Origin of the sequence: Lujinxingia vulgaris, assembly GCF_007997015.1 — a bacterium.
Taxonomy (GTDB): Bacteria; Myxococcota_A; Bradymonadia; order Bradymonadales; family Bradymonadaceae; genus Lujinxingia; species Lujinxingia vulgaris.
In genome coordinates this window covers 287,396-311,056 of sequence record NZ_VOSM01000002.1, presented here as the reverse complement: position 1 = coordinate 311,056, position 23,661 = coordinate 287,396, and the positions used below count along the sequence as shown (strand labels likewise).

Here is a 23,661-nt window from a genome sequence, read left to right as displayed (position 1 = left end):
TCTCTCCACGTGGATCAACCCCCGAGCCCTTCTCCTCTTCCCCGAACGCTCGTTCGTGCTGCCGAGGTTATGATGTTCAGGCGTCTTCTCCCCTGTGTGCTCATCGCGCTCCTTATGTCCGCGGCGGCCTGCTCCAACCAGCGCAACGCGCCCGCTGACGGCCCTCAAGACCCCGGCGACTTCGACCTGGAAGAGCCCGACCCCGATGACCCGGAAGATGGTCAGCCCGATGGCGATCCCGATGACAAGCCGCCCCAGGAGGAGCCCGATCCTCCCCGCGACCCGGTCGAATGGGAAGCCTCCATCGTCGCCACCGATCTGGCGGCCCCCTGGGATCTGACAGTGACGCCCGACGATCGCGTCTTTCTCACCGAGCGCGACTCCGGCCGCGTCGGCGAATACGTTGACGGACGCACCCGCCGCCTGCGCCAGTTCCCCGTCGCTAACGCCGGCGAAGGCGGACTTCTGGGCATCGCCCACTCCCCGCGCTTTGCTCAGGACAACCTCCTCTACGTCTACTACACGACCGAGGAGGATAACCGCATTGTGCGCTTTAACCCGGATAACCGCGCCGAGCCGGAGCTCATTTTTGAGGGTATCCCGCAGTCACGCATCCATAACGGCGGCCGCATCGACTTTGGCCCCGACGGCATGCTCTACGTGGGCACCGGCGACGCCGCGCGCCCCGATCTGGCGCAAGACCCGGACTCGCTGGCCGGAAAGATCCTGCGCATGACCCCCGACGGGGAGATCCCCGACGACAACCCCACCGCGGGCTCTTTTGTGTACTCGATGGGTCACCGCAACGTGCAGGGCCTGGCCTGGGACAGCCAGGGCCGCCTTTTTGCCACCGAGTTTGGCCCCAATGAGAATGACGAGGTCAACCGCATCATCCCCGGCCAAAACTACGGCTGGCCCGAGGTCACCGGCCAGTCCAACCAGGAAGCCTTCACCGACCCGATCTTTGTGCAACAACCCCCGGATGCCTCCTGGAGCGGGCTGACCGCGTCGGTGCAGGGCGCCATCCCCCAGTGGGACGACAACCTGCTCATCGCCTCGTTGCGCGGCCAGCGCGTCTGGCGCCTTGTGCTCAACGAAGAGGGCACCGAGGTCGTCGAATCCGAGGCGCTCTTCGTCAACGAATGGGGCCGCCTGCGCGCCGCCGTCCAGGCCGCCGACGGCTCGATCTGGGTGCTCAGCAACAACCGCGACGGGCGCGGCACCCCGCGCGAGGGCGATGACCAAATCTACCGTCTCGGACCGCAGTAGCATCAAAGCTCCGGCCGCCTGCGCACATCGCACACGTGCCTGCGCTCTCACACGCGCCCCCATCACCGACGCGGGGGGCGCGGTGAGCCCAAAAAACCACCAAAACTCGCCCGATCGTTGACATTTGATCACGGCTGACCTACCCACTTTCGCGACGCGCACCCCGGCGCTCCGGCCGCACCTTCTGGAAGAAGCTCGCCCCCCGGCGCGTTGCTGACCCTCGACACACCCCCTCCCCCCCCACAAGTTCATAGGATCCGCTCATGCCCAAGATTATCTGCGCCGAATGTAAAGCGATCGAAGATGTCGCGCAGGCTCCTCCTCCCGGCACGCGCGCGATCTGTGGGTCCTGCCAGCAGGCGCGCATCGCCAAACGCAAAGGCGACAAAAAGCATATCCCGCGCCGCAAGCACGGCACCCGCGTGATGCTGCCTATTACCTGCAGCGAGTGCGGCAAGCCCGACACCCTCGACTACATGCCCAAAGGCGCCAAACTCGAAGAGGTGCTCTGCACCGCCTGCGCCCGCACGCTCTTCGGCAGCGATTCGCCCTGGGCCCGCACCGAGCAGGCCAAACGCCGCGAGGAAGAGCGCGAGTCGAAAACCTCCTGGGAGTTCACCTGCGCCGAATGCGGCCGCCAGGATCTGCTGCCCTTCTTCCCCAAACCCGGCGAAGACTTCTTCTGCAAGCGCTGCCACCAGGAGCAGGAGACCCCCTCGAAAGAGCGCCTGGCCGGTCGCCAGAAAGCCGGCGGCGGCGTCTTCATCCGCAAGCGCGACAAGACCGAGTCCTGAGCCCGGATTGACAGCGTCGGCTTGCCATCACTACAACCGACGCACCCCTCGATGCCCCGCAGGCCAACACCCGGCCCCGAACCCGCATAACCCCGGATCTTGAACATGTCCGAGACCACCCTCCTTGAGCGCGCCCAGCTGGCCACCACCCTCGATGAAGACGCGCTCCACAACGCCGTGGTCAAAGCGACCTTCGTCGACGCCACCGAAAAGGCCCTGATCTTTGATCTGGGTCAGGAGCGCAAAGCGCACGTGGCCCGCGAGGAGCTCCCCGCCGAGCTTCCTTTTGCCGCCGGCCAGGAGGTCAGCATCCTGGTGGAGCAGCCGCTTGCCGACGCCTGGAGCGCCTCCTACACCAAGGCCCAGAAACTCCAGACCTGGGAGTGGCTTGAGCACCTGGCCAAATCCGGCGAAGTCGTCGAGGGCACGATCACCGGCGAAAATAAGGGCGGCCTCTCGGTCGATATCGGACTTCGCGCCTTTTTGCCGCGCAGCCACGTCGATCTGCACCGCGTCAACGACATGACCCCCTACATCGGCCGTCGTGCCGAGTTTCAGGTCGTGGAGTTCGACAAAAAACGCGGCAACGTCGTGGTGAGCCGCAAGGCGCTCCTGGAGCGCGAGCGCAAAGCCGAGCGCAAGGCCCTGATCGAAGAGCTGGCCGAAGGCCAGCGCTTTACCGGCACGGTGCGCAACATCACAAACTTCGGCGCCTTCATCGACATCGGCGGCATCGACGGGCTGCTGCACGTCACCAACATGAGCTGGGGCCGCATCGACCACCCCTCCGAGCTCTTGCGTCCGGGCGATGAGGTCGAGGTCGTGGTGCTCTCCTGGGACCCGGCCAAAAAGCGCCTGGGCCTGGGCCGCAAACAACTTCTGGCCGACCCCTGGGAGAAGATCGACGAGCGCTACTCCGAGGGCCAGACCCTGGAGGGTGAGGTCGTGAGTCTGGCCGACTTCGGCGCGTTCGTGGCGCTGGAGCCCGGCCTGGAGGGCCTGGTGCACGTCACCGAGCTCTCCTGGACCGAGCGCATCAACCACCCCCAGGACGTGCTCAAGCTCGGCCAGAAGATCGCCGTCAAACTCCTGAGCATCGACAGCGAGAACCGCCGCTTGAGCTTGAGCGTCAAGGCGCTCAGCGAGAACCCCTGGAACGCCGTGGTGGAGCGCTACCCGGTGGGCTCGGTGCAGAAAGGCCCGATCAAGAACATCACCGACTTCGGCCTCTTCGTGGAGCTTGAAGAAGGCGTCGAGGGGCTGGTGCACGTCAGCGATCTTTCCTGGACCGAGAAGATCGAAAACCCCCGCGAGCATTTTGAGCTCGGCCAGGAGGTTGAGGTCAAAGTGCTCGACGCCGACGCCGACAACCAGCGCATCGGCCTGGGCATCAAGCAGCTCACCAACGACCCCTGGGAGCAGGCCGCTGAGACCATCAAGCCCGGCCAGAAGGTCGATGTGACCATCACGCGTCTGATGGATTTTGGCGCCTTTGCCGAGATCATCCCCGGCGTGGAAGGACTTATCCACATCTCGGAGCTGAGCAACGACCGCGTCAACTCCGCCGCCGAGGTGGTGCGCCCCGGCCAGCAGGTCAACGCGCTGGTCATGAGCTTTGAGCGCGCCAACCAGCGCATCGGCCTCTCGCTCAAGCGCGACGAGCTCGAAGACGAGTCCTCCAACCTGCGCGAGTACGCCGACGAAGACGCCTCGGCCGCCACCCTGGGCGACATCCTGCGCGATCGCCTCGGACTTGCGGCCAGCACCGACGAGAAGAGTGACGACGCCGCTGCCGACGAGAAGAGCGAGAGCGCGGCCGCCGCTGAGAGCGCTGAGGACGTTGTCACGACGACCGACGAGGCGGTGGCGACCACCGATGACGTCGTGGAGACGACCGACCAGGCGGTGGCGACCACCGATGACGTCGTGGAAACGACCGACGACGTTGTGAGCGGCGATGAAGACGACGCCGACGCGCAAAGCTCCGAAGAAGAAACGAAGACCGAGAACTAAAGGTCTCGGAACATCTCGGCGTTGCGAGTTACCCCGGTGTCATCTGGCACCGGGGTTTTTCATGCGCCCTTAAATCACCAGATTCACCAATCTTCTCAAACACTTACAAGACACACACCCTGCTCCCTGAACAAAAAAACCGAAGCTCTCGCGTCGGTTTTTTCGTTGCATCGTAGCCTGTCTGCGGTGCTCAGCGCTTAACTCAAATAGTCATCGCGCAGCTCGTCGAGGTAGCCATCGGCATCGTCGACCGGGTCGGTCGAGCTCGCCAGCGCGTCCTCATCGCTCGTGCCCTCCTCGCCAGACATACGCCGACGGGCCAGCGCCACAACGGCGACTACCGCCACAATCAGGCCCACAAAAATCGAGCCCAGCAGCTTGGCGTTATCCTCGGCCGGGGGCTCCACAACCTCAAAGCCCTCGCCGTAGCGCTCCAGAAGTTCGGCTTTGATGGCATCCTTCTCCATGCCATCGCTGGCCATCTTCTGGATGTCCATGCGCGCCACGCCGGCGTTGGCCGAGGGGCACATCGCCAGGGTCTTGCCCGGGCAGTAGGGGCTGTAGATCTCCTGGGAGATCTCGCGGGTCATGCGCGAGACCTCATCGGCGGTGCGCGCCACGTCCTGAGCCAGCGCCAGGGAAGCCGGAGCCATCAATACGAGCACCAGCAGCCATGCTGCGCCTTTCTGTCGTTGTGTCTTCACCACGTCTCCACTCCGAGCCAACCTTTGCGAAGCTCGCGCGCCTTCTGCGAGGCGTCCGCGCGCACCTCCAGCTTGTAGAACTTCGGCCCGGGCTTGGCCAGCGTCATCGTCAGGGTGTGCAGCCGCCCGCGGCGCAACACGTGCACGTCGACCACGTCGCCCTCCTCATAGTCGATCAAGAGCTCGTCGGGGTCGCGCTCGGCGACCTCCCAGCGGTCGATGGCCACGAGCACATCGCCGGCGCACAGGCCGGCCTGCTCACCGGGGCCACCACCGAGCACTTCGCGCACCACACGCCGATCATCTTCAGCGCGCGTCACAGCTTTGATGCTCGCCCCGCCTCGCTCATCGTGCACGGGCTTAAGTCGCAGCCCCACCGGCGCGAGGAACTCCTCCCAGGCGATCTCGTGGGTGCCGCGGATATAACGATCGAAAAACTCGGTGGGATCCGCGCCGCTGATCTCGCCAACGGCCGCCTCAAACGCACCACGCGGGTAACCCTCATCGCGGGCTTTATAATGTTCGCGGTAGAGCTTGCGCAGCACATCGGCCAGCGCCCGCTCCCCGCCGGTCTTCGTGCGAATCCACAGGTCCAGCACCCAGCTCACAAGCTCGCCCTTCAGATAATACGACACCGTGGAGTTCCGGGTGTTCTCATCGGGGCGGTAGAACTTGATCCAGGCATCGAAGCTCGCCATCTCCAGCGAATGCAAGAGCCGCCCCGGGTACTGCGAGAGCTCCAGCACGCGCTTCTCCAGCAGCTCAATATATGCCGCCGGCGAGAGCAGGCCTGTGCCCATGAGGTTGTAGGTGTCGTAATAGCTCGTGACGCCTTCGACCGCCCAGAGGTCGTGGGTGTAGTTCTCATTCTGATAGTCAAAAGGCCCCAGCGCCTCGGGGCGCAGGCGTTTGACGTGGTAGGCGTGAAAATGCTCGTGGCAGAGCAGACGCAGGAAGTTCCCGTACTTGTCGCCGAGGTTGCCATCCTCATCGAGAGCAACCTTATCGAAGCCGCGCGCGTCAAACATATTGACGCTGCTGTGGCGATGCTCCAGCCCGCCAAAGCCGCCGTCGACCAGGTGGTTGATGAAGACGTAGCGCTCGTAAGGGATCTCGCCAAACATCTTCGCGTTAACCTTCACAAGCTCCGGCACGTGCTTTTTGAGCGCGTCGACATCGGCGTTGCTCACGCCCCACATCACAAAGCGGTGGGGCACGCCCTCAACCTCGAAGTCGAAGTAGGGGTGCGGCCCGAGCTCCACCGGGGTGTCGAAGAGCTCGTCGAAATCGGCGACCTCAAAGTAGGTCTTCGAGCCCTCGGCCGGCGCCAGCCCGCAGAAGATCTCCCATCCCTCCGGCGGGGTGATGTGCAGGTCGATGGCGTCGTCGAGTCGGCCCTCGGGGTACATGCAGGTGGCCACGCAGTTGAAGAAGGCGTGGCTGGTGTCGACGTGGTTGGTGCGCACGGTCAGGTCGTGGGCGTAGACCTGGTAGGTGACGCGCACCTGGTCGACATGCGCCACATCGATCTTCCAGCTGGCCTTGTCGAGCTTTTCGAAACGCAGGCGCTCGCCATCTTTGTCAAAGGCTGCAAAGCGCTGCACGTGGCGCGCGTACTCGCGCACCAGGTAGCTCCCCGGGCTCCACACCGGCATGCGCAAGACCAGCTCGGAGTCGTCGGAGAGCGCCATCACGCGCATCTCCACCTCGATGAGGTGGGTCTGAGGTTGGGGGACCTGAATTCGAATCGCGATGGGCGCGCTCATGGAGGCTCACTTGCTCGATGAAAAGGTTGGGCAACACGACAGGGCAGAACAAAAAGAAGGGCCCTCTGGCGAAAATCAACCGCCAGAGGGCCCTCATTATTCACAGCGTGCACCGCGGCGCAAACGCCGCGACTGCCTTATTGCGCGTCGACGTCGTCTTCGAAGACCCGACGCCCGAAGGTGATCTCGTACTCGTTGGGGTTGTTGACCGCGGTCATCGACCCGGTGAAGAGATCGTCGTTATCGCGGCTGAGCTCCAGGGTGTAGAGCTCGTCGATGTCGGTGGTGGGGTTAAACGTGATCGTCAGATCATCACCCTGCAACTCCACCGAGTTCAAGTCGCCGGTGAGACCGTCGAGCATCTCGGAGAGACCGTCCATCATCCAGTAGGTGCCTTGAGCTTCGGTGGCACCCTGGTCGTGGAAGATGTCGAAGAAGGCCACCGGGGCGTCGCCCTCCACCATCGCCACGCGCCAGGAGCCGCTGAGGATGCCGGTCTCAATGAGCTCGGCGTCATCGTCCATCATCTTCTCGTCGTCTTCCGAGATAGGATCTCCGGTATCGGGATCCTCATCGGGGACTTCGGTGTCGGGCTGGTTCTGGTTGTCGCCAGGGACCGTCACGCTCTCGCGCTCACACCCGATGCTGAAGCCCGCGCTCAGGCTCAGGAGCGCGATGATGGCCAGGGCTCGGCCCAGCGCCCGCAGGCGCCGGGAGACTCGTTGTTCGCTATCGTTTCGCATCACAAGACCTCGTGTTGGCTTAGTTGATCGGCATATAGACGCTGGCACAGTGAGGGGCATTGCCGCGAATGCGTCCGCAGAAGTCGGAGCAGGCAATGCCGGGCTCGCGCACAATCTCGATATGCCCGTGGACGGCGTGGTAGCCGATGCAGCCCTTATTCCATGAGATGATGGCGCCACGAGGGGCCTCGGTGGTGGGGATGTCGACCTTCTGCAGGCCAATCGAGCGCAGCACATCGGGGTTGGCGTCGGCGTTGCAGCGGAAGCCGAAGGCCGAGAGCTGGAAGGTATACGCCGAGCAGGGGCCGTGGCCTTGCAGCTTATCGAAGTTGATGCCCGCGCGACGAAGCGCACCCTTCACGCCCGCCCAGCAGCGGCCAAGGCTGTAGCTGTTGTTACCCGGAGAGCAGCGCTGCGGCCCACCGGTCTCCTGACACTTGGCACCTTCGGTGGCCAGGCGCTCGGCCATCGCCGAGTCGACGTTGGCGTCGGGGTAGTAAGGCAGCGCACGGCGATCTTCGGGGATGGTGCCGTCGAAGTCAGTAATCGTCACACGCACCTCGCGGCGAGCAACTTCGTTGCCGTTGGCGTCGAGTCCGATGGCGAAGATCACGCGCTCACCGAAGAACTCGTAGGTGTAGCCTTCCTCAAAGTTCGAGGCGCGATCCTGGGAGGTGCCCAGGTGGAAGTTGTCGTGCTCGGCCTCGTAGCGGACCTTCACGATGCGGGGGTCGCTGGCCACGACCTTAAAGGTCATGTCGGGACGGTACCAGTGGCCGGCGCGCGGCACGATGAACTCCAGTCCACCGCCGTTGGGGCCTTCGGCTTCATCGTCTTCATCATACACGAAGTGCTCGGTGCCCAGCGTCCAGCGCTGGTTGCCCTGGGCGGTCGTGTCGAGGACCTTCCAGATCGAGCCGTCATTGGAGAGGCTGATCTTGGCGGTGCCGTTTGGCGAGCACTCCGAGAGCGCCACCGGGTAGCCGGCCTGGGTCACGTAGAGCACATCGCCCTTCTTGACGGGCTCCTGCAGCTCCACGATGAGGTCGGCACCGGGGGGAACGCCGGCGGCGGTCTGTGCGCGGTTATCGCAGCTGGTGTTGTCGCTGGCACCGATCGCGGCGTTGGCGTTTTGCACCCCGGGGCTGCAGGCGACGCGAGCGGCGTTGACCACCGTGCCGTCGGCCTTCTCCACGTAGATGGCGTCGACCTCATAGCCGTCCAGCGGGCTGTCACTGTTATTGGGCGCAAGGTCCACGCCGCTGACGCGCACGTAGCGGTAGGAGGCCACGTCCTGACCATCGACCTGCTCTTCTTCGGAGCTGTCGCCACCTTCGCAGACGGCGTCGGCCTTGGCGTTTGCCAGAATGGAGTCGAAGCGGCTCATCACCTGCTGGCCGGGGCACAGCGTCGCGGCGCGCTCGCCATGACCCTTCACCTGGGTGCGGTTAATGGGGATGTTGTACTTGTCGCTCAGGTGACGGATCAGCCGCGAGAGGCTGCTCAGCTGGGCGTCCGAGGGCGGCGTGCTCAGGTGGAAGCTCCCCAGCAGCGAGATGCCCAGGTTGCCGGTGTTCTGGTTACCGACGTGCGCGCCGACCTTATTCTCCGGGGTCCCCTGGTAGATGGTGCCATCGTGGGAAATCAGGAAGTGGTAGCCCACATCGTGGAAGCGGCGGTTGAAGTGCATCTGCTGAATCTTACGCACTTCGTTGGCGCCGTCGGCCACCCCGTTGGCGGTCACGGTGTGGTGCACCGTGATGCGGTTGGGCGTGTGGGAGGGCGTGTTGTAGCGCGGCGCACGGGCATTCCAGGCCGAGCGCGGCATGATCTGAACCGCCTGGCTCGAATCGGTGCAGCTGGGGCCGCCGGAGTTGTTGCCCGAACCACCCGAGCTCAGGCCCGAGCAGACGTCGCCGCCGCCGGGGTTACCCCCGCCCTCGGCGCACTGGCTGTTCGGCGGCACCATCGGGCGGATGTCGTCGCCGTAGTAGAAGCGCAGGATGCGCTTGTAGTCCCAGCCATTGTTGGCCAGGCAGGCCGCGCCGTTCTGACTCTTGGCGCCCCGGTTGGCCGGGTTGGCGAGGCTTCCCAGGGGGGTGCCGCGCACGCCGGAGCCGGTGCGACCCTGGTTGTAGGTGACCCACTTCTCGGTGCCCGTCGGATCGCGATCCCCGCGGGCCGCGCGACAGCTGTTGGTCGAGGGAATCGCCCCGGCCACATAAAACGCCGCCGCCAGGCGACCGTTATGCGTCAGGACCTGACCGCGGGTGGCGTTTACAGCGTCGCGGTGGCGCTGCTCAACCTGCGCGTGGCTGCAGTCGTAGACCTGGTCGCGGGTGGTCGGAACCAGCGGGCGACGCTCCGCCTCCACGATAAACGCCGCGTACGTACGCGCGGCCACTGCCTGCGCTTTGAGCGCCTCCATCGGAGCGTTGCCGTTCTCACAGGCAATGACGCTGGGGAGGTAATCCTCCTCAACATCAACCGCCCCGTAACCCTCGACTTGAACCGAGCAGAAGGAGCTCAGCTCCTGAACCCGCACCTCCACGGTATCATCGAGATCCAATCCGTCGTTGAAGCCGCAACCCGCGGCTACCATCGACGCGAGAAGCGCCAGCCCCATCGCCGGCCACATCTTCATCACCATCCTCGCCATTGTGTCGTCCTCTGCTGAGTCGATTTCCGTTAGAGCGGCTCCGAAGTCACACCGATGAATCCGGACAGGCCGCGCCACTGGCACGGTGGGTTGAGTGTGCACGAAGTATACCGACCCCGCAAAAGAGGATCGCATTTATTCCCGTCACAGCCGTAATTCGACGCTATATCGGGGGATCGCGGCACGGGTAAGTTTATGTAGGACAACTCCTCACACCTCACCACAGACACTTACCCATCGGTCAGCTTCGCCCGTCCTCACCCGATCATGTGGACCTGAGCCCCCAACGCGCCCGATAAGGTGTGACAGAAGTGCACACCCCCTGCGCGATGCCTGACCTCACGGTCAACGCAAAGGGGGCGGCGCACCCGGCGGCTCCCGCGCGTTGACACCCGCGCCCGCCATTTCTAGGTTGCCGCCTTCACGCGCGTACCGGCCACACCGTCCCCCGCGCCACGGAGCTTTTATGACGACCCCCGAGACGATCGACCGCCCCATCCTCATGACCGGCTTCCCGGGCTTTCTGGCCACCCATCTGGTCGAGGAACTTGCCCGACGCACCGAAGCCTCCCTCGATCTTCTGGTGCTGGCCTCGGAGTACGAGCAGGCCACCCGTCGCCTTGCTACCCTCAGCGAGCGGCATCCCTCGCTGCAGGGGCGAGCTCGTCTGGTGCGCGGCGATATCACCCGCGAGAAGTTGGGGCTGAGCGACGCTGACCACACGCGGCTGGTCGAGTCGGTGGGTGTGGTCTGGCACCTGGCCGCGATCTACGATCTGGCGGTCTCCCGCGATGTGGCCTTTAAGGTCAACGTCGGCGGCACTCGCCATGTGCTCGACTTCTGCGAGGCCTGCACCGAACTTTCGCGCCTGAACTACGTCTCGACCTGCTACGTTTCCGGCGACCGCCGCGGCACCTTCCGCGAAGACGAGCTCGACCTGGGTCAGGGCTTTAAAAACCACTACGAAGAGACGAAATTCTGGGCCGAGGTGGAGGTGCAGCGGCGCTCCTCGGAGATCCCCACCACGATCTTCCGCCCGGGCATCACCGTGGGCGACTCGCGCACCGGTGCGACCGAAAAATTCGACGGCCCCTACTACGTCTTCGGACTGCTGGAGCGTCTGCCCGAGTGGCTGCCCATTCCCAACGTGGGTCGGGGGGAGGCGAAGGTCAACATCGTGCCCATCGACGTGCTCGTGACCGCGCTTGCCGCGCTGGGTCACGAAGCGGGCAATGAGGGACAGGTCTTTCACCTGGCCGATCCCAACCCGATGCGCGCCCGCGAGATCATCGAGCGCACGCTTGAGCATATGGGCCGCACCCCGGCCGTGGGCAGCGTCCCGGAGACCTGGGTGGAGAAGGCCCTGGGCAACGCCCAGCTCGAATCCTGGACCGGCGTTCCCCAGGAGGCGCTGGCCTACTTCAACCACCCCGCCCACTACGACACCCGCCAGGCCAACGCCGCGCTGGCGCGCCACGGTATCGAGTTTCCCCACTTGAGCTTCTACCTGCCCACCCTGCTCGACGCGTTTGCCCGACGCGACGAAGCGCCCGCCACATAAGACGCGCGCACGTCTGCAAGCGCCGCCCACAAAAAGCCCCCGTCTGAGCGGGGGCGTTTTTGTTTTGTATGCCGACTGAATCAATCCAGCTCGGGAACCGAGGGAGCCCCGGGGCCGGGGAGGGGCTGCTCGCTGGCAATGCCCAGAAGCTCCCCGTAGGGCTCGTGCGCGCCCAGGGAGAGGCGGCTGATGGCCGTCGACGCCCCGTCGCCCTGCACCGGCGCCGGCGCCACAAGCGTGTTGAAATAGACCTTCATCGGCAGACTCCAGCCCATGATCTCCATATCATCTTCGATCAGCGCCACGGCAGTGCCGTAGCGGTTGCCCGCCCCCAGCACCGCGCGCAGGCCAAAGCCGTGGCCCAGCGCCCCGGCCGGCCCCTGCCCCGCGCCCAGCTGGAAGTTCCCGCGCGAAGGCGCGTCATTGACCATATCGTGCGCAAAGTCGCTCTCGCCAATGATTCCCGAGGCGCTTCCGGTGCGGTGAGAACCGGTGCCAGCGAAGTTAAAATGCGCCGCCGAGGGCGCGGTCCGCGCGTTCGACTCCCCAAAGGTTCCGGCGCTGGCGAGCCCGCCGTAGGTCTGCGTCTCCTGCAGGCGCACCCGCGGGGCGAGCATCGTGTAGTCGTTGACCGGAGGCTGCTGGTTGACCTTGAGCAGCGCGTGCGCGCCCGCCGGCGTCGGGTGCACGTGAACCTGGCCGGGGTCTCCGGCGTTGACCACCTGGTCGGCCTGGCTTACCGGGATCGCCTCATACCAGAGCTGGCGGTAGGCCGTGCCCCAGGCCTCGGTGGAGCTTCGCCCCGCCGCGCCCAGCTGACCGATGGCGATGAACACCGTAATGAAGATCGGCAGCGTCATCACAAACTCGGTCAGCGTGGTGCCACGCTCATCATCGCGCAGCAGCGCAACTCTGCGCTCCAGCATCGCTCGCATCGCCTGGATCATCGGCTCACCCCGTCAATGGTGCTCTGGCCCATGCCACGGCTGACCTTCTCCATGTAGACCATGTCGTCAAAGAACTCGCTGCCGCCGCCGGCGCCCTGCATCTTCGCGCTGGCGCTCAGGTGAATGATGCTGGAGTGGTAGAGGGCGTTGAAGTCAAAGCCCACCTGCTCAAACTCCCTCGGAAGCGCCACCGGCCGCATCCGGGCCGTCCACGCCGCCTCCCACATCGTGGGCGCGCCCTCGCCCTGAAACGAGATCTCCGAGCGCGCCATCCCCCAGTAACCTTCGGGGCGATACGAGCGCATCGAGTCGTCGTAATGGTAATCCTGGGCGGGCACGGTGAACTTCTTTCGGCGCTCGTCGTAGTAACTGGCGTCGGCGTGGTAGGTCAGGGTGATGTTGGAGGTATCGCGCAGCCAGTGCGCCTCATTGCCATTAAAGTAGAGGCGCCAGGGGCGGCCAAACTCCCCGATATCTTCCTCGGTGCGCTGAAGCCCGTAGCTAAAGAGGGAGGTCGCGCCGCGCTGGATCACCGCAGCATTGGCCGCGCCTAGCTCCGAGCGCTCGCGATGGCGGTCGGTGTTGAGGCGATGCTCCCATTGCCAGGTCTCCCGATCGTACATCCCCTCATCGACCATATTCGCCCAGAACTCACCCGGGCGAGCGGGCAGCCGATCGACGGTGGAGAGGAAGTTGAAGGGAACCTGGCGCCCTGAGGCGTTGATGATCTGCTGGGGAAGCCCCTCGATGCCGTTGCGCGGCGTGCCCTGAGGCACCGGAAAGCTCGACGCCATCGTGGCGCCGTTGCGCTGCGCGCGGACCACCACCTCGGTCCAGCCCCACCACGGCGCCATATCGCTGATGTAGCGCTGGTAGTTATCCAGCGCGCGCATGTCCGCCTGGTAATAGTCGGCGTTGTCGCCGTAGGTGCCGTAGTCGTTATCGGCTTCTTTCCAGTAGAGCTCCAGGTTCTCGGCCAACACCTCAATATCGCAGGAGGGCGACTGCGCCTGGCACTCCGCGTAGCGCGCCATCACCCACATGCCGTAGGAGGCGAACATGCTCTCGTAGATCGCATGCACGCCCACGATGGAGCGTTTAGCGATGTTGGAAAACGCCAGCATGTTCATCGCGCGTGCCTTCACCGAGGCCTGGCTGTAGGCGGCGGCATCCGCACTGGTCTGGGCCTCGATCTTATCGCGGGTGACCTGACCTGCGTCCATTACCACCCAGGCCATCAACATCAGGATGAGCACGGCCGCCAGACATAAGAGCAACACCGCCCCGCCCTGCTCGGTATCCAGCGCGCGCAGGCGCCGGGCCGGCTCAGAGTTCCGGAGTTTCAGCATTGGGCTGCACCTGCGCTGGAAGGAGGAATTCGCGAGTGATCGTCGAGAAGGAGCCGGAGCGCCCGCCGACGCTGGACTGCTCGCCAAAGATCGCGCCGACAAGCGGGAAGGCGATGTAGTGCTGGTAGGTCAAACTCGCCCCGACCTCGCTGCCCCGGGTGATGACTTCCACCTCGGTGGCCAGAAAAGCAAAGGTGATCTTGCGCGAGGTGCGCTCCGGGAACGACGAGCCGTCAAGCGCTCGCCAGAAGGCGGCGTCTTCGTTGGTGGCCGCGTCAAAGCCGGCCTCCTGAACCATGCGCCCGGAGTCATTGGGCGGGCTCTCCACCTGGCTGGCCATCATCATCGTGCGCATGCGCTCCAGCACCGCCGAGCCCTCGCCGCCAGACATCTGGTGGTCGCCGGGCGCTACCGGGGCAAGTGCCGCGGCGGCCTGGGCGCGTGCATGGTCGACGACCATGGCGTCGGTCACCCCGCGGCGCGCGCTCTCATCATTAAGAGGCTGCGTCTCGGGATGCCACACCCAGACGGCGCGTCCGGCCTGCACCGCCGCATAGTTGGCCAACATCCCGGCGATGTTCACCACCGCCAGCTGCGCCAGCCCGAAGACCAGCAAGAGGAGCACCGGCATCACGATCAAGGTCTCGGTGGCCACCGCCCCGCGCGCTCGCACCAGGCGTGGCGAGCGCTCTCGGGCGCTGAAACGCTTGAGCGTGCGCGCCCCGAAAAAGAGGAGCGCCCAGACCATCGCCGAGAGCATCAGGTGCCCGGCCACGGGCAAGAGCCAGCGCGTCGGCGTCATGCCCTGCGCCAGCTCAACTTCCAGCAGCGCGCGCAGGTGGGCGGGCCCGACGACCAGCACCAGGCCCACCAGGGCGACGAGCCCCGTGGCCGCCACATGCCCCATCGACGCCACAACGGCCTCGGTGGTGCGGGGGCGGCGCGCGCCTTGCTCGTTACGCGGGTTGGGGGGTTGGCCACTCATCTCAATCCTCGAACGTCGTGGGTCGGGTCGAGCTCTCAGGCAATGCTAACGCCTCGATGGCGTTGACGCCCGGCTCTTCTGCAAGGACAGGGCCAACCCGCTCGGGGTACTCAAATTGGAGCAAAAAACAACCACTTTGCCCTACACCGTGCCACACTGACACACCTGACCGAACGTTTAACCACATCAGACCCCGCTCTTGTAACGCCTCGCAACGCGCGGCGCGGCCGCCAACCGCGTAAAACGCCCTCCTGCCACGCCTCGCCACCCGCGGCATGCTCGTGTTGGCCTTTCGCGACATCATCGCTGGCATGGTCATCATTGAGGTCGCGGACCTTGCACGCGCTGCAGGCTCTTCAGCGCGGCTGCGGCCGCCTCCGGAGAACCACCTCCCAGCTCACGCATGCCGGCCAGGTCGCGGGAGAGCGCGCGCTTGGAGCGAGGTCGGGCCGACTCCATCGCGTCGTACTGGCTCTGCTCCTCGGCGCTCATAAAGGCCCAGTCCGGCCGCCCCAACCTCTGGCGTTCTGCACCGTTGGGCGCTGCCGGCCGCGGCTCATAGAGATCTTCGATGGTGATCGGCCCCTGGCGCCGCTCCTGCGACCGGCGGCGCGCATCGCCCCGCACGATCGAGCCGCCCAGCCCCTCGACCAGATAGGCCGTGCGCGCCTTATTCACCGCGAACATCGCGTTGTCGATCACCGACTGCCGCACCGCCTCTCGCGCCGACTCACACCAGGGCACCACGTCGACCCGCTCCCCCTGGGCCACGCCGGCCACGCCCTCACAGGTGCGCTCAATCATCGCCACCCCGGCGTACGAATAGAGCGGGCTGTCGATCTCCAGGCCGCACTGCGTCTGCACGATCGTCGAGAGCACCTCGGCGATGGCGTCCGGCCGACGATGGCTCTGCACAAGCTCGCAGCCCAGGCGTGTGGTCCAGTGAAAGAGGTCGGCGGCCTCCCAGCTCAGCGTCTCGCTATAAGGTCCGGGCGACATCAACGTGGCCGCCGGCACATCGACCGCCTCGGCCAGAAACTCAAAGAGCTCTTCGGCGGCCTCGGGCTCCATCGCCAGGTCCACGTCCACCCGATCGACACCCTCGGCGCTGACCGCCTGCGCGCAACACCCCGCAACACCTGCGTGCACGCTCCCCAGCGCGCAGCCAAGCAGCTGCGGACGCGCCGGCGAGTGGCTCACCCGGGCGATGGTGCCAAAGGCATCGGCGGCCTCGCAGCTGACCTTCTCGCTGATCACCTCCGGCCCCATCCACCCCTGGTACCACTGCTCGTGCAGGTAGCGCCCCAGGCTGACCACCATCTGCGGATGTTTCTCTTCGGCCTGCTCCAGACAACTTGCGGCAACGGCAGGCCGCAGCGCCAGCACCGGTTGCAGGCGGCTCTTCACAAGCTCGCTCGATCCCTCCAGCATCGCTGTGCAGGCGCGTGTGGCCACCGATTCGGAACGATCGGAGCTGCCCCGCACCAGGGCGTCCACGCTGAGCAAATCCCCCGAAAACGCCATCATCAACGCGCGGTAAGGCCCGATGTTCCAGGCCACAAAGGGCAACCCGAAGCTCAGCACCACCAGGGTCACCGGCAGCATCTTCTTGAGCTCCCGCACCCGCTGCTGGGCCGCAGCGACCACCAGAACCGGCAGCGCCACCAGCAGCACATAGGCCATCATCGGCACCGAGGGCGCCAGCCACTCGGTTACCGTAAAGAGCGCCACGAGCATCGCCCCGGAGAGCGCTGCCGGTACGATCCAACGCCCGCTCTTCCACGCATCATCGGGCCTCGCGCCGGTATCATACATCAGCGTGACGTTGACCCGCCTGGAACGATCTCTGCCTTGGCTCATCACTCGCCTCAATCACCTGCTCTGGGGCCGGGGACGCTCTCGTCGCGTCACGATGCCAGACCCGGACCACCTTGTCGATTGCGACCATCCTCGCGCTAACCTGAACATCGGTCGCGGGTTTGAACTCGCCACTACCGGCGCCTATACTCCGAGCGCTTGCTCACCTCGGCCCTGTGCCCCGTGCAAAAGCCGGGCCCGGCTCACTATAAGGCTGTTTACCCATGCGCCACCTACGCTTCTCTCTTCGCCACTTCATCTGGCTGGCGCTCTGCGCCGCCCTTTTTGCCGGATGCGGCGACGACGTCATCGAAGATCCCACCGACGGTGGACTCACCGACGTCGATCTCACGGACGTGGGCGACGCCTCCGACCCGGCAGACACCCCCGACGCCGAGCCCGATGCCGGCGACGCGGACACCGACCTCGACGCCGACCCGCAACCGGATGTCTCCGACGACACCGACCCGGGGCTCCCCGACACCGCCCCCGATGCAGACGTCGACCCCGAGCCCACCGAAGTGCTCCTGGAGAGCGTCACCCCGGCGCGGGGCCCGCTGGCCGGCGGTACGCCCTTTGTGCTGCGCGGCGAGGGCTTTGGGGAGGAGACGCGCGTCTTTTTTGATATTCACGCCGTGGAGGTCGATCTGATCGACGGCACCCTCACCGGCACCACCCCGCCTGGCGAGGGCGTCGGCCCGGCCACCCTGCGCGTCATTGATCCGGTGCTGGGCGAAGACGCGCTGGTCAACGGCTTTACCTACTTTGAAGATCTGAGCTTTACGTCGGTGCAACCCGATCGCATCGCCACCTTCGGCGGCGCCGAAGTCAGCGTGCGGGGCCGCGGCTTCACCCCCGAGACCCGCGTCAGCCTGGGCGGCACCACCGCGCTTCGCCACACCTTCATCAGCTCGGAGCTCCTGCGCGTCATCGCGCCGCCGGGGGTCGCCGGCCCGGCCGATCTTCGCCTGACCAACCCCGACGCCTCCCTCACCGCCCCGAACGCTCTGCTCTACGTCGCTTCGGTTGACCTCGATCGTGTGGACCCGCCCTTCGGCGAATCCGCAGGCGACGAGCTCGTCACGATCGAAGGCGCGGGTTTTTCTGAGGCGATGGTGGTCTATTTCGCAAACGCCCCGGCCACGCTCGAAGCCGTCGCCCCCGATGGCACCTCCGCCACGCTGCGCACCCCCGCCGGCGCCCCGGGCCCGGTCGATGTGCGCGTGGAGCTTGAGGGCGACGGCGCTTTTCTGGCCGACGCCTTCTATTACCTGAGCGACACGACCACCTTCTCCGCAGACGCGCTGCGCCCCGCATCCGGCAGCAGCCTGGGCGGCGACGAGGTCCTGATCTTCGGCGGTGGCCTCGACGCCGCGGGGCTCGAGATCACCTTCGGCGGCCAGCCCGCCACCCTCGTTGAGCAAAGCACCAACATGGTGCGCGTGCTCACGCCCCCCGGCGCTCCGGGCGTCGTCGACCTGGGCTTAAGCGCCTCCGGCCAGCCTGACCTCACCCTTGCCGACGCCTTTACCTACGGCGCCCCGCTCATCCTCGATGCGCTCACCCCCGCAAGCGGTGACGTCGCCGGCGGCTACCCCCTCACGCTCAACGGCGAAGGGTTCACGGGCACCACGGAAGTGCGCCTGGGCGATCTTCCCCAGACCTTCACCGTGGAAGATGACACCACCCTCACCATCACTGTCGGCCCCGGCGCTCCCGGCCCGGCCTCGCTCGAGGTCATTCGCCCCGACGCCCGCGCCACCCTCGCTGACGCCTTCACCTTCACCGAAGCTCTTGAGCTCTGGGGCTTTGAGCCCACCCGCGGCGCTGTCGCCGGCAACACCTACGTGATGGTGCGCGGCCAGGGATTTACCCCCGAGACCGAGCTCACCTTCGGCGGCGCCCCGGCCACCGACGTCGCGCTCATCGACGCCAACACCCTCGCGCTGCGCACCCCGCCCGGAAGCACTGGCGAGGTTGAGGTGCGCGCCACGCAGGGCGCGCAAGAGGCCGTGGCGCCGGAGCCTTTTAGCTACTTCAACCCCGGCGCGCGTTTTGGCGGCGCCTGGGGCCCGCCGGTCAACGGCTCGGTCAACGTCACCGTCTTTACCCACGACGGCCGCCCGGTCGAGGGCGCCTTTGTGATGCTCTCCACCAACGCCAACACCCCTTATACCGGCTCCACCAACGCCGCCGGCATGGTCACCCTCTCCGGCCCCGACGTCTACGGGGAGCAGACCGTCACCGCCACCGCCCCCGAGCACTCGGCGGCCACCGCCCAGCGCGTCGACGCCGAAAACATCACCCTCTTTCTGCACCCGCCCGCCGCCGATGGCGAAGGCAGCTTCCCGCCCGGGCCGCCCATCGCCACCTTCCGCGGTGAGGTGCTGGGCCTCGACAAGGTCGGCATCCCCGACCCCGACGAGATCCTCATGGCCCAGGTCTTCTCCACGCGCCCCTCCATGCTGGCGCAAATCCCCAACCAGGGCTCCAACAACGTGGTCTTTGAGGAGGGCGAGTACGAGATCTTCACCCGCGTCGGCGACCTGGCGCTGGTGGCGCTGGGCGGGCTCTACAACACGCGCACCCAGGAGTTCCGCCCCCTGCGCATGGGCCTTGCCCGCTACCTCTTCGCCGCCGACAGCCAGAGCTACGAGGTGGACATCGACCTCACAATCCCGCTCAGCGCCTCGACCCATTTTAAGTTCATCGCCCCGCCGGTGCTTGAGCCGGGCCCCTCGACCCACCGGGTCAACCTCTACCTGGACCTGGGCTTCGACGGGGTGTTTGGCCCCATGCGCACCTACAGCTCCACCGGCGACCTCATTGAGGCCGACCGCATCGCGCATCTGCGTGGCGAGCTGGAAGACGCGTCGTACAGCCTGACGGCGCGCATCGATAATAACGGGCGGCTGCCTCTCGTGGAGACCTACGCCTACGACCTCACCGAGCTCGACCGCACCCACGACCTCGACGCGTTGCCCGCGCCGGTCGACTTCATCACCCCCACCCAGGGCGGCCGCCCCACCAACGGGCTGGTGCAGTGGGAGCCCATCGGCAGCACCCCGCCCGATTTGCATTACGTCTTCCTCGAAGACTTCCAGGGCGCGGTCGTCTGGGAGGCTTTTGTCGCCGGCGACGCCACCGGGCTGCGCTTCCCCGACTTCCCGGACTTCTCGCACCTGCCCCCCGAAGAGCGCCCGGTGCCCTACCCCGGCGGCACCTACTTCCTGGTGGTCTACGGCATCAAAAAGGAAGGTGTGAGCGCCGATAACTTCGCCTACTCCGACTTAAGCGGCGACTGGCAGGGCATTGCCGTCAATGAAGTCCTGATGACCTTCTAAAGCGCGCGGAAACAATTTCCGCGCCGCCACACGTTGGTCGGAGTGCGCGGGAGGGCCGGCCAGAGCTGCCTGGCCCTCCCCCCCATGGAGCGATCCCCAAGGAGTCACCGTGCTGACATCCCCCCAACCTCATGCCTCCACTCGCCGCCCCCGCGCGCGGCGACCGCTGATGCTCCTGAGCATCCTTCTGAGCGTGATGGTCTGGGCCTCGGCCTGCGGCGTTGAAGTCGACCCCGATCCCATCGACGACCCGACCGACACCTTTCAGCCCGACACCGACCGCGACGCCGGCGATGCCGACCCCATCGACGACACCGACTCGGCCGACGCCGAGGACGACAGCGGCCGCAGGCCTCCGCCCGAAGACACAGGCGACTTCGACTTCGACGACGAGCTCGCGCTCAACGCGGTGGTCCCCGCCCGCGGCCCCACCGCCGGCAACACCCCGGTGCGCTTTGAAGGGAGCGGACTCAACCCGGAAACCCAGATCTTTTTTGACGACGAACCTCTGGAGACCCGCTTTGAAGGCGGCCAGCTCGTGGCCTCCACGCCACCGGCCTCCTCGACGGGCCCGGTGACCGTGCGCGCCTTCAACCTGGAGGGCGACTCCGTCGAGCTCATCAACGGCTTCACCTACGCCGACCCCCTGCAGGTGGAGAGCTTCAGCCCCAGCGTGCTGCCGAGCACCGGCGGCATCGAGATCACCGCCCGCGGCCGGGGCTTCACCTCCGAGCTCGCGATCAACGTCGGCCAGCGCTCCTCCCCCCGCGTCACGGTGATCTCCGATGAACTTCTGCGCTTTATCGCCCCGCCCCACCCCCCCGGTGCTGCCAGCGTCGAGCTCATCGGCCCGGACACCCGGGCGAGCTTTGACGACGCGCTGACCTACTTCGAAGAGCTCGCGATCACCTCGGTCTCACCGGCCAGTGGCCCCACCGCCGGTGGCCAGCTGGTCACGATCACCGCCGACGGGCTCACCGACGACACCGAGGTGAGCTTCGACGGCCGCCCGGCCACCATCGAGTCCATCAACGTCAGCGGCGGCTCCGTGCAGGTGCGCACCCCGGCGGCCAGCGCTGCCGGTCCGGCAGACATTCAGATCCTCAGCGAACACAGCGCCGACTTTCTGGCCGACGCTTATTATTATGACGACGGCACAGCCCCCTCGCTGCTCGGCCTCTCCCCGGCGCGCGGCGACGCCGCCGGCGGCACCCTTGTGAGCATGGCGGCCCGCGGGCTCGACGCCCCCGGTGCCGAGCTGCGCTTTGGCGGCCAGCCCGCAACGATCCTGACCGCCGGCCCCACCCACGCGCTGGTGCAGACGCCCCCCGGCACCCCGGGCCCGGTCGACGTGACGCTCCATCAGGGCGGAACGCTCATCGACACTCTGCCCGACGCCTTTGACTACCTCCCCACGCTCAGCCTTGAGAGCATCACCCCGCCCGAGGGCAGCGCCGAAGGTGGCGAGGTGGTGGAACTTCGGGGCGAAGGCCTCGAGCAGGTCACGTCGGTCGACTTTGGCGGCGTGGCCGCGGCCTTCACCCTCATCGACAGCTCCACCCTGGAAGTCACCACCCCGGCCGCAGCGCCCTCGGTGGTCGATGTGCGCGTGCGCCAGGGCCAGCGCACCTCCACCCTCCCCGACGCTTACCGATTTATTGGCGAGCCCCAGATCTGGTCCTTTTACCCGACCCGCGGCGCCATCGCCGGCAACACCTTCGTCACCCTGCAGGGCCAGGGCTTTGAGGGGGATGTCGAACTGACCCTGGGCGGTCGCCCCGTCGAGGAGCTCGAGCGCGCCGGCCCCAACACCCTGACCTTCCGCACCCCGGCGAACACCGCCGGGCCGCAGGAGCTCGATCTTCGCGTCGAGGGCCAGCCGGTCGAGGCGCCTTACCCCTACACCTACTTCAACCCCTTGAGCACCTTCGGCGGCGCCAGCGGCGCGCCCATCGACGGCGCGGTCAACATCACCATCTTAACCCTCGACGGCCAGCCCATCGCCGACGCCTTCGTGATGCTCTCCACCCGCGCCGAGACGCCTTACCAGGGCCGCACCAACGGCTTTGGCCAGCTCACCCTCTCGGGCCCCGACGTGCTCGGCCCCCAGGTCATCACGGCCACCGCCCCGACCTTCTCCACCGTCACCACCCACCAGGTCGACGCCGAGAACATCACGCTCATCTTAAGCCCCATCGAGCCCGCCGAGGGCGAAGGCGGCGGGGGCTACTACCCGCCGATCGGCATCATCAGCGGGGAGGTGCGCGTCACCGGCAAAGACAGCGACATCGACAGCTCGCTTAACGTCAACCTCACCCGCGTGCGCACCACCCAGACCTCAATGACCGGCCCCACCATCAACCCCGGCCTGCTCAGCTCGATCGGCGGCGGTGAGGGACGCTTCCAGATCACCACCCGCACCGGCGATATGGCGCTGGTAGCCGTCTGCGGCCACTTCGATCAGGCGACCGAGACCTTCACCCCCCTCTTCATGGGCATTGAGCGCTACCTCTTCGTCGCCGACGGCCAGCAGCTCGAGATCGACCTGGAGTGCGACATCCCCCTTAACCGCGAGCTTGCGGTGCAGCTCGTCGACCCCATCTACTCGCCAGATGGCCCCAACACCAACCGCGCCATCGGCTACCTGGACCTTGGTTACGAGGGTTTTGTGCGTCTCCCGGGCGACCGCACCACCCTTGAGAGCCTCATCCGCCTGGAAGGCTTCCCGGCGGCCGAGGGTGTGTTGGAGGGCATCAGCTACGCCGTGCTCACCGGCTCCTACCGCTCCGGCGGGGTGCCCTACTCCCAGGTCGCGCTCGAAAACATCTCCCCCTCGGCCACCAGCACCACCTCTCCTCCCCTGGTCGCCATCCCCCGCCCGGTCTCACCGGCCTCCGGCGGCCTCGTCACCGACGGCAAGCTGCGCCTGGGCCTCGACGGCGTGGCCGAGCCCGATCTTTTCTACATCATCGCCCGCAACGCACAGGGCCTGCCCGTGTGGACCTTCGTCATCCCCGGACACGAGCGCGTCGTGCAGCTCCCCGAGCTCCCCGACTTCTCCGATCTGCCCGCCGACGAGCGCCCCGATCCCTACCAGCCCGGCACCCTCTACGTGGTCGCCTACGGCCTGCGCATCGATGATTTTGATTTCGATCGTTTCAGCTACGCCGACTTCAGCAGCGACCGCTGGGCGGCCTTCTCGGTCAACACCTGGGAGCTCCGGCTGAGCGACGAGTAATTTTTTTCACATATGGGTCGTCGTGACGATGGCACCTGCCCACAAGACCACACCCTCACCGGGCCGCCCCCTCCTCTCCTGGAGTCGGGCGGCCTCTTTTATGTTCGCGACTCGCCAGCTCCGGTCCGAGCGCCCATCCCCCCGATTCTCCTAAAACGCGACAATCTGGCACAGTGCATCAAAACCACCCCACCCCCACCGTGGCATTTTGCAACATGGCATCGAAATCACCCCACCCCCACCGTGGTATTTTGCAACATGGCATCAAAATCACCCCACCCCCACCGTGGCATTTTGCAACATGGCATCAAAATCACCCCACCCCCACCGTGGCATTTTGCAACAGCCCATCCCTTTGCGTCTGCCAGAACGCGATCCGGGCGCATCGACGATGCCTTCGCCCCGGCTTTTAGTGGATTTCGACCCATCCGC

14 protein-coding genes are annotated in these 23,661 nt (G+C 66.1%); 6 read left to right on the top strand and 8 right to left on the bottom strand.

The window, feature by feature from the left end:
* The first annotated feature begins 72 nt into the window (after positions 1 to 72).
* The 3 genes from FRC98_RS04895 (at position 73) to FRC98_RS04885 (ending at position 4,076) form a co-directional block, all read left to right on the top strand.
* Complete coding sequence (locus FRC98_RS04895) at positions 73 to 1,269, top strand: PQQ-dependent sugar dehydrogenase (RefSeq protein WP_230467278.1); 1,197 nt, start codon at positions 73 to 75, stop codon at positions 1,267 to 1,269.
* Between the two features lie 263 nt (positions 1,270 to 1,532).
* Positions 1,533 to 2,063, top strand: a complete 531-nt coding sequence (locus tag FRC98_RS04890; RefSeq protein ID WP_146980179.1) for a hypothetical protein — start codon at positions 1,533 to 1,535, stop codon at positions 2,061 to 2,063.
* Positions 2,064 to 2,168: 105 nt separating this feature from the next.
* Positions 2,169 to 4,076 (top strand): 30S ribosomal protein S1, encoded by a 1,908-nt coding sequence (locus FRC98_RS04885; protein WP_146980178.1) that lies wholly within the window; start codon positions 2,169 to 2,171, stop codon positions 4,074 to 4,076.
* A gap of 197 nt (positions 4,077 to 4,273) precedes the next feature.
* Here the strand turns inward: FRC98_RS04885 and FRC98_RS04880 are convergent, their stop codons facing one another.
* From FRC98_RS04880 to FRC98_RS04865, 4 genes are all read right to left on the bottom strand, one after another.
* Positions 4,274 to 4,780: a cytochrome c-type biogenesis protein CcmH gene (locus FRC98_RS04880; RefSeq protein ID WP_146980177.1), complete on the bottom strand. Its 507-nt coding sequence runs from the start codon at positions 4,778 to 4,780 to the stop codon at positions 4,274 to 4,276.
* Complete coding sequence (locus tag FRC98_RS04875) at positions 4,777 to 6,546, bottom strand: M61 family metallopeptidase (RefSeq protein WP_146980176.1); 1,770 nt, start codon at positions 6,544 to 6,546, stop codon at positions 4,777 to 4,779. Before FRC98_RS04875 ends, FRC98_RS04880 begins: the two co-directional genes overlap by 4 nt.
* Before the next feature lie 137 nt (positions 6,547 to 6,683).
* The gene (locus tag FRC98_RS04870; protein ID WP_146980175.1) at positions 6,684 to 7,289 is read right to left on the bottom strand and encodes a hypothetical protein; all 606 of its coding nucleotides are present in this window, start codon (positions 7,287 to 7,289) and stop codon (positions 6,684 to 6,686) included.
* A 19-nt stretch (positions 7,290 to 7,308) separates the two neighbouring features.
* Positions 7,309 to 9,948, bottom strand: coding sequence for an N-acetylmuramoyl-L-alanine amidase (locus tag FRC98_RS04865; protein ID WP_230467277.1), 2,640 nt, complete (start codon positions 9,946 to 9,948; stop codon positions 7,309 to 7,311).
* 466 nt (positions 9,949 to 10,414) lie between these two features.
* Between FRC98_RS04865 and FRC98_RS04860 the strand changes: the two genes are divergently transcribed.
* Complete coding sequence (locus FRC98_RS04860; RefSeq protein WP_146980173.1) at positions 10,415 to 11,509, top strand: SDR family oxidoreductase; 1,095 nt, start codon at positions 10,415 to 10,417, stop codon at positions 11,507 to 11,509.
* Positions 11,510 to 11,589: 80 nt separating this feature from the next.
* Here the strand turns inward: FRC98_RS04860 and FRC98_RS04855 are convergent, their stop codons facing one another.
* From FRC98_RS04855 to FRC98_RS04840, 4 genes are all read right to left on the bottom strand, one after another.
* Positions 11,590 to 12,456, bottom strand: a complete 867-nt coding sequence (locus tag FRC98_RS04855) for a hypothetical protein (RefSeq protein ID WP_146980172.1) — start codon at positions 12,454 to 12,456, stop codon at positions 11,590 to 11,592.
* Positions 12,453 to 13,805 carry a Tad domain-containing protein gene (locus FRC98_RS04850; RefSeq protein ID WP_146980171.1) on the bottom strand — a complete coding sequence of 451 codons (1,353 nt, stop codon included), beginning with the start codon at positions 13,803 to 13,805 and terminating at the stop codon, positions 12,453 to 12,455. Before FRC98_RS04850 ends, FRC98_RS04855 begins: the two co-directional genes overlap by 4 nt.
* Complete coding sequence (locus tag FRC98_RS04845; RefSeq protein WP_146980170.1) at positions 13,783 to 14,790, bottom strand: TadE/TadG family type IV pilus assembly protein; 1,008 nt, start codon at positions 14,788 to 14,790, stop codon at positions 13,783 to 13,785. The genes FRC98_RS04850 and FRC98_RS04845 overlap by 23 nt, the downstream gene beginning before the upstream one ends.
* Positions 14,791 to 15,108: 318 nt before the next feature.
* Entirely contained in the window at positions 15,109 to 16,650 is a 1,542-nt protein-coding gene (locus FRC98_RS04840) for a hypothetical protein (RefSeq protein ID WP_146980169.1), read from the bottom strand.
* A 221-nt stretch (positions 16,651 to 16,871) separates the two neighbouring features.
* Between FRC98_RS04840 and FRC98_RS04835 the strand changes: the two genes are divergently transcribed.
* Both FRC98_RS04835 and FRC98_RS04830 read left to right on the top strand, forming a co-directional pair.
* A complete protein-coding gene (locus tag FRC98_RS04835) occupies positions 16,872 to 19,991 on the top strand; it encodes an IPT/TIG domain-containing protein (protein ID WP_146980168.1) in 3,120 nt (1,039 codons plus the stop codon).
* A 109-nt stretch (positions 19,992 to 20,100) separates the two neighbouring features.
* Complete coding sequence (locus FRC98_RS04830) at positions 20,101 to 23,229, top strand: IPT/TIG domain-containing protein (RefSeq protein ID WP_146980167.1); 3,129 nt, start codon at positions 20,101 to 20,103, stop codon at positions 23,227 to 23,229.
* Positions 23,230 to 23,661 lie beyond the last annotated feature (432 nt).

Coding starts and splice junctions, on each gene's coding strand:
- FRC98_RS04895 (WP_230467278.1), top strand. CDS start 73: ATGTTCAGGCGTCTTCTCCCCTGTGTGCTCATCGCGCTCCTTATGTCC.
- FRC98_RS04890 (WP_146980179.1), top strand. CDS start 1,533: ATGCCCAAGATTATCTGCGCCGAATGTAAAGCGATCGAAGATGTCGCG.
- FRC98_RS04885 (WP_146980178.1), top strand. CDS start 2,169: ATGTCCGAGACCACCCTCCTTGAGCGCGCCCAGCTGGCCACCACCCTC.
- FRC98_RS04875 (WP_146980176.1), bottom strand. CDS start 6,546: ATGAGCGCGCCCATCGCGATTCGAATTCAGGTCCCCCAACCTCAGACC.
- FRC98_RS04870 (WP_146980175.1), bottom strand. CDS start 7,289: ATGCGAAACGATAGCGAACAACGAGTCTCCCGGCGCCTGCGGGCGCTG.
- FRC98_RS04865 (WP_230467277.1), bottom strand. CDS start 9,948: ATGGCGAGGATGGTGATGAAGATGTGGCCGGCGATGGGGCTGGCGCTT.
- FRC98_RS04860 (WP_146980173.1), top strand. CDS start 10,415: ATGACGACCCCCGAGACGATCGACCGCCCCATCCTCATGACCGGCTTC.
- FRC98_RS04855 (WP_146980172.1), bottom strand. CDS start 12,456: ATGATCCAGGCGATGCGAGCGATGCTGGAGCGCAGAGTTGCGCTGCTG.
- FRC98_RS04850 (WP_146980171.1), bottom strand. CDS start 13,805: ATGCTGAAACTCCGGAACTCTGAGCCGGCCCGGCGCCTGCGCGCGCTG.
- FRC98_RS04845 (WP_146980170.1), bottom strand. CDS start 14,790: ATGAGTGGCCAACCCCCCAACCCGCGTAACGAGCAAGGCGCGCGCCGC.
- FRC98_RS04840 (WP_146980169.1), bottom strand. CDS start 16,650: ATGAGCCAAGGCAGAGATCGTTCCAGGCGGGTCAACGTCACGCTGATG.
- FRC98_RS04835 (WP_146980168.1), top strand. CDS start 16,872: ATGCGCCACCTACGCTTCTCTCTTCGCCACTTCATCTGGCTGGCGCTC.